13 protein-coding genes are annotated in these 13692 nt (G+C 49.9%); 8 read left to right on the top strand and 5 right to left on the bottom strand.

Going from position 1 to position 13692, the window contains the following annotated elements; translation table 11 throughout:
* Positions 1–51 precede the first annotated feature (51 nt).
* The 6 genes from JW878_08110 to JW878_08085 all read left to right on the top strand — a co-directional run bounded on the left by JW878_08110 (position 52) and on the right by JW878_08085 (position 7384).
* A complete protein-coding gene (locus JW878_08110; protein MBN1763019.1) occupies positions 52–705 on the top strand; it encodes a YIP1 family protein in 654 nt (217 codons plus the stop codon).
* The gene (locus JW878_08105) at positions 702–1841 is read left to right on the top strand and encodes a hypothetical protein (GenBank protein ID MBN1763018.1); all 1140 of its coding nucleotides are present in this window, start codon (positions 702–704) and stop codon (positions 1839–1841) included. Before JW878_08110 ends, JW878_08105 begins: the two co-directional genes overlap by 4 nt.
* Entirely contained in the window at positions 1838–2509 is a 672-nt protein-coding gene (locus tag JW878_08100) for an ABC transporter ATP-binding protein (protein ID MBN1763017.1), read from the top strand. The genes JW878_08105 and JW878_08100 overlap by 4 nt, the downstream gene beginning before the upstream one ends.
* Positions 2506–3627, top strand: coding sequence for an ABC transporter permease (locus tag JW878_08095; protein MBN1763016.1), 1122 nt, complete (start codon positions 2506–2508; stop codon positions 3625–3627). Before JW878_08100 ends, JW878_08095 begins: the two co-directional genes overlap by 4 nt.
* Before the next feature lie 52 nt (positions 3628–3679).
* On the top strand, positions 3680–5611 hold the full coding sequence (locus JW878_08090) for an NFACT family protein (protein MBN1763015.1): 1932 nt from the start codon (positions 3680–3682) through the stop codon (positions 5609–5611).
* A gap of 1194 nt (positions 5612–6805) precedes the next feature.
* Positions 6806–7384: a hypothetical protein gene (locus tag JW878_08085; GenBank protein ID MBN1763014.1), complete on the top strand. Its 579-nt coding sequence runs from the start codon at positions 6806–6808 to the stop codon at positions 7382–7384.
* A 101-nt stretch (positions 7385–7485) separates the two neighbouring features.
* Here the strand turns inward: JW878_08085 and JW878_08080 are convergent, their stop codons facing one another.
* From JW878_08080 to JW878_08070, 3 genes are all read right to left on the bottom strand, one after another.
* Positions 7486–8010: an AAA family ATPase gene (locus tag JW878_08080; GenBank protein MBN1763013.1), complete on the bottom strand. Its 525-nt coding sequence runs from the start codon at positions 8008–8010 to the stop codon at positions 7486–7488.
* Positions 8010–9518, bottom strand: coding sequence for an RtcB family protein (locus JW878_08075; GenBank protein MBN1763012.1), 1509 nt, complete (start codon positions 9516–9518; stop codon positions 8010–8012). Before JW878_08075 ends, JW878_08080 begins: the two co-directional genes overlap by 1 nt.
* A gap of 102 nt (positions 9519–9620) precedes the next feature.
* Entirely contained in the window at positions 9621–9998 is a 378-nt protein-coding gene (locus tag JW878_08070; protein ID MBN1763011.1) for a prefoldin subunit beta, read from the bottom strand.
* An 84-nt stretch (positions 9999–10082) separates the two neighbouring features.
* Here JW878_08070 and JW878_08065 point away from each other — a divergent pair, with 84 nt between their 5' ends.
* Together JW878_08065 and JW878_08060 are read left to right on the top strand one after the other, a co-directional pair.
* The gene (locus tag JW878_08065) at positions 10083–11483 is read left to right on the top strand and encodes a hypothetical protein (protein ID MBN1763010.1); all 1401 of its coding nucleotides are present in this window, start codon (positions 10083–10085) and stop codon (positions 11481–11483) included.
* Positions 11484–11586: 103 nt separating this feature from the next.
* Positions 11587–12312, top strand: a complete 726-nt coding sequence (locus JW878_08060; GenBank protein ID MBN1763009.1) for a TSUP family transporter — start codon at positions 11587–11589, stop codon at positions 12310–12312.
* 86 nt (positions 12313–12398) lie between these two features.
* On the opposite strand, the gene JW878_08055 is transcribed toward JW878_08060, so the two are convergent.
* Together JW878_08055 and JW878_08050 are read right to left on the bottom strand one after the other, a co-directional pair.
* Entirely contained in the window at positions 12399–12827 is a 429-nt protein-coding gene (locus tag JW878_08055) for an ASCH domain-containing protein (GenBank protein ID MBN1763008.1), read from the bottom strand.
* On the bottom strand, positions 12815–13692 hold an 878-nt coding region (locus tag JW878_08050), incomplete at its 5' end, for a hypothetical protein (GenBank protein ID MBN1763007.1). The genes JW878_08055 and JW878_08050, both read right to left, overlap by 13 nt.

The following is a 13692-nucleotide window of genomic DNA, read 5'->3' as shown; positions in this document are numbered from 1 at the left end:
GAAGAAAGGATATATGAGAAGCCGCCGGTAGGTATATAAAAGGAGGAAAAAATGTTAGACGTCTTGACAAATCCGAACGGATTTTTTGAAGCGAAGAAGAAGGAAGCCGAGAATTTGAAGATACCCGTGCTCATCGTCCTGATAAGTGGGTTGATCAGTGGCATAGCCGCGTATTTGATGACTGGTATAACACTTGAGCTGCTGAGTGAAACGCTTCCTCCGGAGGCTCTCGGTCTTGCCACAACAATCGGAAGCATAAGTGCATTCATCGGCGCGTTGGTGGCCTCTTTAATCATCTGGGTAGTCTTTGCAGCCATATTCTTTGGCATATCGGGCGTATTCAAAGGCGAAGGCTCGTTCAAACGCACACTCGAGTTCGTCGGCTACGGCTATATACCAATGATACTGAGCGGGATAATCAGCACGATACTCATGTATCAGTTCGTCTCAACGGCTCAGATTCCAGTACTTGCTGATCCCTCAGAGGTGGCAGAAGTGATCAGGCAGTGGGTGACGCAAAACCCTATGGTTCAGCTTTCGTCGATTATAGGTATGCTTTTCATGCTCTGGAGTGCGAACATCTGGATATTTGGCGTGAAACATGCGCGGAATCTCACGACGAAGAATGCAGTGATTACGGTCGCTATTCCCGTAGCGGTTTACCTTGTGTATTCGATATGGCAATTAGGAGTACTTGGCGTATGAAACCGCTCCCCCTGTTTGTTTTGCTCGTGCTCCTCGTGGGACTGGTCGGCGCGCAAGTAGAAGAAGAGCAGAAGTCCTCGATTATGATTACCGACTATCACGTGAGTCCCGACGTGCTCATGCCGAACGACATCGGAACGGTTACCGTGACGATAAAGAACATGGAAGTTCTGAGCAGTGTGAAGATAAAAGAAGCGAATCTGCGTGAAGAGGAGATTAAAGTATTAAGCAAACCGTACGTCAACATCGGGAGGTTAGGACCCGGAGAGAGTATAGACCTCTCGTTCACCATAAAAGCAGGTTTCACCGATGGCATATTCTATCCCAAACTGACACTGGAAGCGGAGAATGCCGAGCGGATACGCTACCAGATTCCCGTGAAAGTGGACAGCACACCCTTGACCATCGGCGTTACGGGCATGCCTGAGGAGCTTTTTAAAGACGAACGAGCCGAAATCGAGCTTGTTGTCGGCAATCCGCGGCCTAACAGTGTTACTGGCGTGAAGATCGTTACGGGTGCGGAAAACGTGATACCATCCGAAGTTTTCGTAGGAGCACTCGCCGCAGATGAATCAAAAGACGCGTCATTCAACTTCACACCACAATCAACGGGCGATCATGTCCTCAATTTTAAGTTAGAATTTAAAAACGGCGATAATCTCCATTCTAACGTTTTAAACATCCCGGTGAGTGTAACGGAAAGCAAAAAGAGTGCGGAGCTCATTCTTACGGGGATCGAAGTGGAGTCCGCGTCGGGTCTAGGCGCGTATAAAATCACTGGAGATATCAACAATGCAGGCTTAGAAGAAGCACGGAGCGTCGTTATGAAGGTGGGCGCTGCAGAGGGCGTCGAGGCAATGAATCCGTATAAAGCCTATTTCGTCGGTTTGCTCAGCCCTGACGACTTCAGCAGTTTTGAGCTCGATGTAAAAGTGGCTGAAAACGTGACGACCGTGCCACTGCTCATCGAATACAAAGATGTGGATGGGAACTTATTCTCAATGACCGAATACATCTCGATTGAACACCCTCCAATGACAAGTTCAGGAGAGCTGCCTGTTTCGATGATTGCCGTGCTCGTTGTGGTTGCGATACTTATCGTTGGTGTGATCGCATACTCGTGGAAGAAGCGATGACCGTCGTGGAACTCATCGAAGTAACTAAAGTGTACGAACTTCCGCGCGGGAGCGTAAAAGTATTGGATAACGTGAGTGTGAGCATCGAGGCGGGTGATTTCGTCTCTATCATGGGGCCGTCGGGTTCGGGGAAGACCACGATGCTCAATATTATTGGCTGTCTGGACACGCCGACGAGTGGGCGGATCATGATTGGAGGCGCGGATGTCAGTGGATTGGACGATGAGGAGTTGACGAAGATACGGCGCGATAAGATCGGGTTCGTGTTTCAGCAGTTCAATCTCATTCAGACGTTAACCGCCCTGGAGAACATTGCGTATCCGATGAGACTCAAGGGCATGAACGGGCATGAAGAACGGAGTAAGGAACTCATGAGGGCTGTAGGTCTGGACGAGGAGTTGGGGGAGAACAGGCCGAATGAGCTTTCGGGCGGCGAACAGCAGCGCGTTGCGGTTGCACGCTCGCTGGCAAACGATCCTGATACGATTCTTGCCGATGAGCCCACCGGTAATCTGGACTCGAAGACGAGTAAGGAACTCATGGAACTCTTGCGGGCGACGAACGAGCGGGGAACGACGATCGTTATGGTGACACATGACCCCCAGGTAGCGTCGTATACGAAGCGCACGTTCCGGCTGGTGGACGGGAGGATAGATAGCACGCCATGATTTTTTTCGAGTTTGCGAAACGGAACCTTGCGCGGCATAAGTTCAGATCGGTGCTCGCCGTCGTGGGGATTGTCATCGGCGTGCTGGCAATAACCGCACTCGGCATTCTCGGCAACAGCGTGCGGCTCTCGGCTTCAGAGCAGTTGTATTTGTTTGGAAATGAACTCGTCGTCTTTCCCTACGGTGACGCGGCCATATCAGAGGATAATTTCGAGCAGATCGAGAAAGTGGCAGCGAATGCAATTCCGTTAAAATCGGGTGTGGATAAGGTGACTTTTGGGGAAGAGACTGCGCTGGTGTCGATATACGGCTTACGAAGCGAGGACATTCCGACCCTGCTGGAGAAAGCGGATGGGCAGTATCTTAAGCACGGCTCTTCTAACTGCCTGATCGGCGCACGAATTGCGGACGATTACGAGCTGCGGGTGGGAGAGCGGGCCACACTCAAAACGCAGAAGCCGCGAATTGTAGGAATCTTAAAGGAACGCGGAATTGGATTCGACATAAACCCCGATAACGCTATTGTCATCTCCGATAAGCTGTTTTCGGCATTGTACAATTCCTCGGGCTACAACTTGGTGATTGTGAGGGTAGAGGATGTGGAGGACGTTGAGGCGATGGGGAAGGAGATTGAAGACCGATTGAACAAGAAAGAGGAGGTGGTCGTCGTGATGGAGATGAAGATGATTGTGGAAGGGATAAAAAGTTTGTTCAACACGATTTCGCTCTTTTTGCTGGGCATCGGCTCGATTTCGCTTGTCGTTGCGGGTGTCAGCATTCTGAACGTGATGATGATGTCAACGGTGGAGCGGACGAAGGAGATCGGCGTGATGCGTGCGATCGGCACGTCAAAGAAGGGGATTGTTCAAATGTTTCTCTTCGAATCCCTGATCCTGGGCGCGATTGGTGGCGTAATCGGCGCGTTATTAGGGTTCGGCGTGGGGTTCCTGGTGGACGTCTTGATCTTGAACGAGGCATCGTATCTGTTCACCGCATCGAGTGTTGCGTATCTCTTTCTTGGCGTGGGGTTCGGGATCGGCACGAGCGTGATCAGTGGGTTGTATCCCGCATGGCGTGCGTCGAGGCTGAAACCGATCGAAGCCCTGCGGTATGAGTGAGCTTTTCGGGTGCTCTTTTTCTTCGATTAATCCCTAGTTACTTACGTTTAATATGAAGGACTCAATGAGCAGTGTGGACGTCGCAGCCATTGTTACCGAGTTACAGGAGCTCGTGGGCGCGCGATTCGTAAAAGCGTATCAGCACGGCAAGGACGAGATACGGCTCAAGCTCCACCAAAAAGATAAAGGCTCACTCGATTTGATCATTGAAGCGGGTAAACGAATTCATCTTACCAAATATAAGCGGCCATCGCCGCGAATGCCATCGAACTTCGCCATGTACATCAGGAAACATCTCAGTGGCGGCCGGATCGCACAGATACAACAGCTCGATTTTGACCGTATCGTGGAACTCACGATCGAACGGTGGGATACGCGGACAAAATTAATTGCAGAATTACTGCCGCGAGGCAATCTCGTGCTCGTTGACGAAAACGGCGATATCATGCTGCCGTTAAGACGGAAGAGCTTCGCAACGCGGGAGTTAAAAGTGCGAAAGAGATACGAGCGACCGCCATCACGCGCAAATACGTTGACGCTGCGTGAACTCGATCTGATCGATCTCTGTAGATCCGCAGCTCAGGATAAAGACGTGGTGCGCCTTCTTGCGGCTGAATTGAGCCTGGGCGGGTTATACGCAGAGGAGATCTGTGAACACGCAGGTGTCGAGAAGAACAAGAACGCGCACGACCTCACCGAAGCTGAAGTAAGCGCTCTTTTTGCGGCACTAAAAGCCGTTTTAGCGCCGATTATTGCTCAGGAGAAAACGCACTTCAAACCGCAGATCGTGCTCGAAGCGCACGACGAGAAGCTGGACGTGCTTCCGTTTGCGTTGCATGCGTATGATGAGAAGGAGAAACAATTTTTCAACTCGTTTAACGAAGCTGCTGACGAGTTCTTCACCTCGCAGCTCGCAGAAGCGGTGGAGGAGGAGGCGAAGAGTGAGCACGAGAAAGGCATCAGCAAACACGAGCACGTATTGGAAGAGCAGCTCGCCGCACTCGAGAAATTTGAACGTAAGGAGGCGGAATGCATACAGAAGGGTGAGTTGATCTATACGCGGTATGTCGAATTAGAAACGATGCTACAGGAGATGCCGAAGAAACGTAAAGTGGAAACCGTGACGCTCCCGGACACCGATCTCCAGCTTGAGCTCGATACTTCAGTCTCGTTGCACAAGAACGCGAGCGCATATTACGAGCGTGCGAAGACGTTCAGAAAGAAACGGGAAGGCGTCGAGCGTGCGATCGAGGAGACGAAGGCGCGAATCGAGGCAGAAAAGGCGAAAGAAGTCGAAATAGCGGAAGAACGCCTACCGGAGAAGAAGGAAGAGGTCGTACGCGTAAAAGAGGAATGGTACGAGAAGTTCAGATGGTTCGAGACCTCAGATGGCTTTCTCGTCATCGGCGGCAAGGACGCCACGACCAATGAGCTCGTGGTGAAGAAGTACATGGCATCAAATGACGTTTTTTGCCATACACAGGCGGAGGGCGCACCCGTCGTGATTGCGAAGACGGGTGGTAAAGAGATCTCCGAAGAGGGATTGCGGGAGATCGCGCAATTCGCCGCATCGTATTCCGCGCTCTGGAAGTACGGGTTCTACGAGGGCGAATGCTACTGCGTGAGCGGTGAACAGGTGAGTAAGACACCGCCATCGGGCGAGTACCTCAAGAAAGGCGCGTTCATGGTGCGTGGCAAACGGCAGTACTTCAAAGCGGCGTTGGGGCTCTGTATCGGGATCAAGAAGGATAAAATGGTTGTCGTGCCGGCAACGGAGGCGCAGAAAGAGCAAATGGAGATGTACGTGGAGCTGGCGCCGGAGGGCGAGCTGGAGAAGAACGAGCTGGCGAAGGAGATTGTAAAATTCTTCGTGGATAACGCGAAAGAGGACCGGAAAGAAGAGATCGAGCGGATAGCACAGTACGAGAAAGTGCTGAGGTATCTGCCGCCGGGAAAGTCGAGGATACAGGGTAGTTATCCATAAAGCGTAAAAAATATATTACCTGTTTACAAATTGAAACTAAGGGAGAGCTATAGTTAGATGATTCCGTCGAACATCGCTCACGAACATGTGATGAAAGCTTTGAATGAAATTAACGCAGGAACGATTCCGCCCGGAAGATCTTCCAAGAAGTTTGTTCTCGTGTTTAACGGGAGACGCTATCCACCGAAATATGTAATATCTTTAGCCAATAAGTTCGTTAATGGGGAAGAGCTTAGTCCTTCTGAGTTTAACGGCGGTCAGGAAACAAATAATTTTCTAAAGGGATTAGGGTTTGATATCAAGCGAAACACCTTGACAGAAACAACAAGAACAGAGGGTAAGTCAAAATCTTCTCCAAATAAAGTCATCAAGACAATAGAAAAAGAACACAACGAAAGATGCCCTGAGTGTAAAAATACGGTTGAAACAATGCTCAAAAAGCTTTATGGAGATGTAAAAAAAAATCCAAAATTTAATGCAGACACAAAACCAGAAGATTTTAGAGATAACCTATATTATGAAGATCTCAAAAGAATATTCGTAAATCTTCAGAATTATAGGGGAAATAAAGACTTTGTTTATAAGGACATGCTTCCAAACTGCGATTATTTCATTCCGAATCCGGGATTTGTTGTGGAATTTGATGAATCCCAACATTTCACAATTCCACGAAAAATAGCTCTGCTTAGCTACCCATACAGATCTAAATCGGGCTTTTCGTTGGCACAATGGATTTCTACTTGTGATGAAACCACAGCACACGATCCCGAACCTATTTACCGGGATGAACAGCGTGCGTGGTATGACGCGCTAAGAGATTTTCTACCGGAGTTAACCGGGAATATAGAACCAACAGTAAGACTTTACTCGAAGGAGATGCAATGGTGCAGCTTAGATCCAGATAATTCTGATGACGTTGCAAGATTCAAGAATATTATCGAATGCCGAAGAAAAGAGTTGAATGGCTGGGTGGCAACTGTTGTCCTCCAATCCGGTAGTGATAAGGACTATTCAAATGATGGGCGGATGGAAGCGCTATTTCAAATTGTAGATCGTATTACAGAAGAAACGTCTGGAGATGGAGTTATTTTATTTCCTGGTGGGTGGTTTTGCACCGATAGAGATAAGCCAAGCGCGATATATGCTCGGGTGGAAAAGCGGATAAAAGATATTCTTGGAAAGATTAAGGAGCACATCATTGTTTGCGTAGGCATAGATGGGGGCGTTGACATAGAAGGGTATGCTCACGATCAAATAGGTATTGCAGTTAGTAAAAGCGGCATTGAAGCTATAGGACGAAAGTTTTATCCGGCGCCACAAGAGAAAGACCTTGTTAAACGTGCCGAGAATTATTCATCCCACGAGGAGGGCAAATCTCGTATTTTCGAGCTGAATGGTACCAAATATTTCATGTGTGTCTGCTATGACACTTATGGGCTAAGGCACAAAAATCTTCGCAATTCAGATGTGGATGTTGTTTTAAATCTTGTTCATTGTTTCTATCCCAAAGGTGAAGGGCCTTGCGGTGAATCATATTTCGCGAGACACGGTTTTGCTGGTGCATCGAAGCAGTGGAAATGTCTTGTTTTTGGCACAGCAGTCTTTTTCAATCGCGAAATCCCTGAACGTTGGCCATCAGGGGTTTACTGGAATCAGGGGGACAAAAGTACACAAGAATGGAAATATAAAGATAATCCTTTAAAACCTTCACGAGATATTTCAGTAGATATGCCTGAGGGCAAAGCAATGGTTAGGGTTTACGGTTTATTCTAACCGCTCCTCACCCCTTTTGCGCTTACCGCAATCTCGACAGTCTCGAAGCTCTTACTCGTAACCCTACTCTTAGACTCGGAGTTGATCTTGAGTCAATAAGCTCACTTCACACCCTCTTTCGCCACCAGGATCAGTTTCACGATATCGTGCTCACGCCACCGTGAAGAATCGATTATCAGATCGTAAATGGACAGGTCGTCCAGATCTATCCCGTAATACTGCTCGTAGCGTGTATGCTCCGACTGCTCGCGCTCTTTCATCGCCATCAGCGCATCGTCGTACGCTATTCGTTCGCGACCTACAACGCGCTTTGCCCGTATTTCCAGCGGCGCCTTCAGCCATATCTTCAACTCGGCGGTCGGCACGAAGAACCCGGAGAGCCGGCCTTCAGCGATGACATTCTCGCGCTTCAGCGCCTCTGCGCCCTGCTGCCCGTCGATCCAGCGGTCGTAATCGTCGTTCGCCTCCGCCAGCTCACTGAACTGCCCCAACTGCAAGCTCTTCTCCTTCGCCATTGCACGGAACAGCTCGCCAGCGGAAATGAGCTCCATCGAGAGCTCCTTTGCCAATAATTTCGCGACCGTGGTGGTGCCACTGCCCGGAAGACCGCTTATTGTTATCCGCATCAGCCTTTTATTACCGCTATCGCTCTGAACGCTGCCACTTTCTTCGCTATCCCCGACGTCTCGCAACTCTGAACGACTACCTCAGGATCTTTGTACGCTGCGGATACTTCCTCGGCCAGCTCACCGTACTTGTCAAACGGAACGCCGCGCTTCTTCCGCACGTCTCCCTTGGTGCGCTCGCGCGCTTTCACGAGTATGTTCTTCTGCGCTAATGCTGCTTTCACGTCACTGCCCCGATATTGCCGCATTGCCGCGGTCCTGCTCATCTCTCTGCCGGAACCATGAGCGCAGCTTCCGAACGTTTCGTCCTTGGCTGTCTCGGTGCCCACGGCCAAAAAGCTGCGGGTGCCCATCGAGCCGGGAATCAGCACGGGCTGACCAACGCTGCGGTAAATGGGCGGCAATCGCTCGTCACCGGCCGGGAACGCTCTCGTCGCGCCTTTACGATGCACACATAACTTCTTCCGTTTGCCCTCGATTACGTGCTCCTCCTCTTTCGCGATGTTGTGTGCGATATCGTAGACCATCCGCATCTCCATCTCCTCCGCTTTCCTGCCCAGCGTGTCTTCAAACACCTCTCGTACCCAGTGCATTGCGAGCTGACGGTTCGCAAACGCGTAGTTCGCGCAGGAGCACATCGATTCAAAATAATCCATGCCCGTGCGACTCTTTAAATACGCGCACGCCAATTCCCGCTCTAAATCGAGTATCCGTGCCAATACGGGATCGTTCCGCATCTCGCGTTCGAATTTTCGCAGATAGTAAGTGCACACGCCGTGTGAAAAGCCTCGACCGCCGGTATGCACCAAAACCGTTACTTGCCCCTTCTCCTCGATCCCAAAGGCCTTTGCGAGCCGTTCGTCAAAGATTTCGTCCACGACCTGCACTTCCAGGAAATGATTGCCCGAGCCGAGTGTGCCGAGCTGTGGCGCACCTCGCTGCTTTGATTTCTCATCGATCTTATCGGGGTTGGCTGCTTTTAATCGTCCGCCTTCCTCTGTTCGCTCGACATCTTCCTCCCAACCGTAGCCGTTCTCAATGCACCACTCCGTACCGCCACGAAGCACCTCCTCCAACTGGCTGAATGACAAGCGCACCTTTCCCGATAGCCCAAGTCCTGAGGGGATATACTCAAACAGCCCATCGACTATCTCAGACAGATGCGGTCTGACATCGCTCTCGCGCAGATTCGTTCGAATGAGTCGCACGCCGCAGTTGATGTCGTAGCCGACACCACCGGGCGATATAACGCCTTCCTCGAAGTCGGTAGCCGCTACGCCGCCGATTGGAAAGCCATAGCCTTGGTGGCCGTCGGGCATAACCAGCGAATATTTCTCAATGCCGGGCAGCGAAGCGACTGTGATCGTCTGTTGCAGCGTGAGATCACGTCGCATCTTCTCTAAAAGCGCTTCTGCAGCGTATATCCGCGCTGGCGCGCGCATATAATCTCTAAATGTCTGGGGGACTTCCCATACATCCTCTCGAATTTTTTCAAGCGGGATATCCATTTTTAAGCTACCTCTTTTGCCTTAAAAGTATATGCATAAGCTCCATACCATAAATGGAACTGAAGTGAGAGCGGAAAAATGTAAGCCTCGTCGGTGATTGGATTATGCCGAGCTCGTCGGCTGCTGCGTAACGCCGCCCAATGCCTCTTGCAACTGCTGCTGTAACTGCTGGTATCGCTTCTGGCCTCGCTCCTCCTGGCGTTCAAGGGTCTTCTGTCTCAGGCCGTAGGTCTCCTTCTTCTCTGCCAACTCCTCTTTTACCTCGTCCTTGCTTGCTTTTATCATTAATTCGCCAACGTTCTTGTAAACCAGCGCATCGGCATCAACCTTCTCCAATTCCTCCAGTGCATTTTCCGCATCGCGTAGCATGGCTTCTACCTGTAGCTTCTGCCGTCCCAACGCATCCATCTGAGTCCTTAGCTGCTGGAGCTGCGCAAGCATGTTTTGCACTTGAGGTGGTATTTCCATACTTCCACTCATTTTAATATCCTCTTTATTTCCTATTCACTCCTCTTTCGAGTTTCAGTTACTTATTCTTTGACCCTTGCCACATATAAATAAACCATGAGTGGCGAAGGCGAGAAAGTAGGGATTTTAGTCATTTCGTACGGTTCGAGAGCGGCTGCGATGATCGATGCGCTGTGTCGAAGCGACGAGTACGACGTGCGGTTATTCGTCGCGGACAAGCAGCAGAATCCGTTTAACGTCGCGCATGCGGAGAAGCACGTGGTCGTTCCGGACCTGGATGTGGAAAAGATCTGCGACTTCGTGGAGGCGAACAAGGCTGCGATTAATTTCGGCATCTGCGGTCCCGAGAAGCCGATAATCGCGGGCGTGCGCGACCTCGTGGAGCGTAAGACCGGCGTGCCCATGATCTGTCCCACGCAGCAATATGCGATCGAAGAGAGCAAAGTCGGGCAGCGGTATCTGATCGAGAAATGCTGTCCCGAGGCGAATCCGCGCTTCAAAGTGTTCCAGTGCACCGATTACAACGACGTAAGCGACGTGAAGGCCGCGGTCTGGAGCTTTTTGGATGAGATTGGGGATGAGGTTGCGGTCAAGCCGGACAGGCCGACCGCGGGCAAGGGCGTCGGTGTCTGGGGCGATCACTTCAATACCCGGGAGCAGCTCTTCGAGCATTTCTGGTCGATCTTCGAGAGCGGTAGTGACGTGCTCGTAGAGGAGAAAGTGGAGGGCGAAGAGTCGAGTTTCCAGGCGTTCTGCGACGGTAAACGAATCGCAGCTCTGCCGGACACGAGGGATTACAAACGCGCGTTTGATGCGGATATCGGGCCTAACACCGGCGGAATGGGCTCTTATAAGGCTAAGGAAGATTGGCTGCCGTTTGTTACCCGGCAGGATCGAGAAGCGGAGGAGAAATTGGTTCAGCGACTGTTTGACGAACTGAGCGGCGGGGCGGAGAATGATGGATTACGGGGCATTCCGTTTTACGTCGCCTTTATGCACACGCGCGCGGGCGCGAAGATTCTGGAGATCAATAGCCGGCCGGGCGACCCGGAGATCATGAACATCCTGCCCGTGCTGAAGAGCGATTTCGTGGACATCTGCTTCCGTATGATCGAAGGCACGCTATCACGGGTCGAATGCTTACCGAAAGCGTCGGTGGTGACATATGCCGTGCCGCTGGACTATGGCGATTACCGCAGGACTCACAGCGGCTCCCGGAAGGTGGATTTGAGCGGTGCATATGCGTTGGCGGATAAATACGGCGATAATTTGCGTGTCTATCCGGGCTCGATGGAGGTACGGGATAATGGCGAGTTGTATGCGCTCGGATCGCGAACGGTCTGCACCGTGGGCATTGGTGACACTCTAGAAGAGGCGCGTGAGATATCGCTTGACGGCATCAGAAGCATAGATGGCGCGTTATGGAACCGCTGGGAAATAGGAGCACCGCACTACATCGAGCGAAGCAAACAGAAGATGAAGCAGTTGCGGGGTTGAGGTGAGTAAGCGCCTGAACCCTCATGCTGAGCTGGTATGAAATGAACGTCCAATCTCCAAGCTGAACTGCTAAACTAAAGTAACGAATGCAGAGCGAGCAGAAATGTGGGACCTTCAGTTTTACCTCCTGATCGGGTTACTCGTCTTCGCCGGGTTTACCGTACGCGTCGTCACCGGCTTCGGCTCCACGATGCTCATCGCGCCCTTACTTGCGCTCTTTTTAGCGCCGAAGCAGGTGGTCGTGTTTGTCATTCTCCTGGAGAGCGCCATCGGGGTGATCTTCATCCTCAAAGAGAAATTGAACTTCGACGAGAAGCCGATTTTCATCGGTGGTATTGCGGGTATAATCGCCGGGATACTGTTGTTCGGGTGGTTATCGCAAATGCTCGTGGGGTTGATCATCGGCGTAAGCGTGTTAACGTTTTCCCTCCTCTTTCTCGCGAATATCACGTTCAAAACGAAGCGAGAGCACCCGTTTTTTACGACGCTCGGATTTCTGAGCGGTGCGATGGGCGTGCTCACGGGCATTAATGGGCCGCACATTGTGCTGGGGTTGGTGAATCAAGGATATGATGCTGACTTCATACGACGGTGCATGATTACGTACCTCATAGTGATCGATTTCATTACGCTGGCCTCGTTTTCCGTTTCGGGCTATGTCACCGTGAAGATCCTCAAACTCCTCGTGTATTCCATACCGTTCCTCCTTCTCGCCTTTGGTGCGGGTACCTGCGTTTTGAAATTCATCGACCCAGAGAAGTTGAAACGGGTTATTCTCGTTACAACGCTCTTCGCCGGGATATTTGCGATTTGGAAGATCGTTCCTTGAGATAGCGTTTTGGGATGACGATTCCTTAAGTGTTTAATGTTCAAAGCAAAGTTTAGAGGTATGCTACGCCCTTTCAGTATTCCTATCTATTTCGAAATTTGAAGGGGTAAAGATTCTCCGTTCAGGCCGATTTCATCAATGTCGTAAACATAAGCAAAGCTTTGAGGTGCCCTAAAATCGCAATTCATCTTAAACGGGTCAATTGGCGGGTTGAAACGCTCAATGTAACCAACCTCAAACCCATATATCATCTCGCTATTCCCAAAGAAAGAGAAAAATTTTTCTTTTTCAATTCCACCGTGATTTCCACACGTTTCCCAAATCTCTTCTGGCGAACCACTGAGGACTCGGATTAATCGAAAACACCCAACAATTCTTTTTCTTGGGGAAGTTGCATAGATGTAAACGCGAGAAACTTGACGTCGAGGTCTTTGCGTCCTGAACTCAAAACGCTTTACCCCGTCAAGGATCCTATCAGCATACTCCGACTTCACAGAGAGGATCATATCAACCATCTTTTGACGTTCTCCTTCACTCGTTTGTATGAAACGTTATCCATAGTTAATATGCTTTGTGGTGGTCCGGTTAAAGCTCCGAGTTCCAAGAGTCTTTCTCGGCTTATTAGAGTAGGTAATTGGCCCGCATATCTAAAAAGAATCGCTAACGCACCGTTCTCATGAAGTTGTCGTAACTCATTCGTGGAATAGACAGATCTTAGACCGATAAACGCAACCAATTCGTCAAATGAAGAAGGATACCGTAAAACCGATTCTACAACTCCAATTCCGGTGATGCCTTGTTTCCGTCTAGAGCGATAGAATAAAAGAATATCTCCAGACTGAATTGTTGTAATTCGCGAGTTGCAAACATAGGCCTTCTTAATGGTGTTTTGCTCAACAATCATATCCCAAAACTCGTCGAGGAACGTTTGACGTCCCTGAACATCACTGAACAGTCTATCATGGAACTCTGGCCGTATTGGAACAACAAACTTCCTAACAATATCTCCATCATAGAAACTTGGAAAAAACCTTTTACAATATACGAAGGGGTGCATCTCATTCAATAATTGAGGTGTAATAAAATCCTTAGCGTAAATAATCTCTCCTGTTCTCGATTTTTTCCCAGCTATCGCAAAACCAAAGTCTTCAAGTAACTTCCTTAATTGGATCTTGTCTCCGAATATTGTTACATATGCAACGGAAAAACCATTTTTTGAGCAAAAGTCAAAACACATCTTGAGGAGGAGTTCTCCTAACTTAAATCCCCGGGCATCATCAGAAACTTTGAAAGTTGTTAAGTAAACTTTGAAACTACCCGGTATAAAGTGATGCTGGTATGGCTTTGATCCCTCTATGATACCTTTTAGTGTTGAACCAT

Source organism: Methanomicrobia archaeon, assembly GCA_016930255.1.
GTDB lineage: Archaea > Halobacteriota > Syntropharchaeia > Alkanophagales > Methanospirareceae > JACGMN01.
Note: the sequence above shows the minus strand (reverse complement) of the source record. Positions and strands in the feature narration are given on the sequence as shown.

Excerpts from the sequence above, each read along its gene's own strand:
- JW878_08110 (MBN1763019.1), top strand. The coding sequence starts at position 52 with ATGTTAGACGTCTTGACAAATCCGAACGGATTTTTTGAAGCGAAGAAG.
- JW878_08105 (MBN1763018.1), top strand. The coding sequence starts at position 702 with ATGAAACCGCTCCCCCTGTTTGTTTTGCTCGTGCTCCTCGTGGGACTG.
- JW878_08100 (MBN1763017.1), top strand. The coding sequence starts at position 1,838 with ATGACCGTCGTGGAACTCATCGAAGTAACTAAAGTGTACGAACTTCCG.
- JW878_08095 (MBN1763016.1), top strand. The coding sequence starts at position 2,506 with ATGATTTTTTTCGAGTTTGCGAAACGGAACCTTGCGCGGCATAAGTTC.
- JW878_08090 (MBN1763015.1), top strand. The coding sequence starts at position 3,680 with ATGAAGGACTCAATGAGCAGTGTGGACGTCGCAGCCATTGTTACCGAG.
- JW878_08080 (MBN1763013.1), bottom strand. The coding sequence starts at position 8,010 with ATGCGGATAACAATAAGCGGTCTTCCGGGCAGTGGCACCACCACGGTC.
- JW878_08075 (MBN1763012.1), bottom strand. The coding sequence starts at position 9,518 with ATGGATATCCCGCTTGAAAAAATTCGAGAGGATGTATGGGAAGTCCCC.
- JW878_08070 (MBN1763011.1), bottom strand. The coding sequence starts at position 9,998 with ATGAGTGGAAGTATGGAAATACCACCTCAAGTGCAAAACATGCTTGCG.
- JW878_08065 (MBN1763010.1), top strand. The coding sequence starts at position 10,083 with ATGAGTGGCGAAGGCGAGAAAGTAGGGATTTTAGTCATTTCGTACGGT.
- JW878_08060 (MBN1763009.1), top strand. The coding sequence starts at position 11,587 with ATGTGGGACCTTCAGTTTTACCTCCTGATCGGGTTACTCGTCTTCGCC.
- JW878_08055 (MBN1763008.1), bottom strand. The coding sequence starts at position 12,827 with ATGGTTGATATGATCCTCTCTGTGAAGTCGGAGTATGCTGATAGGATC.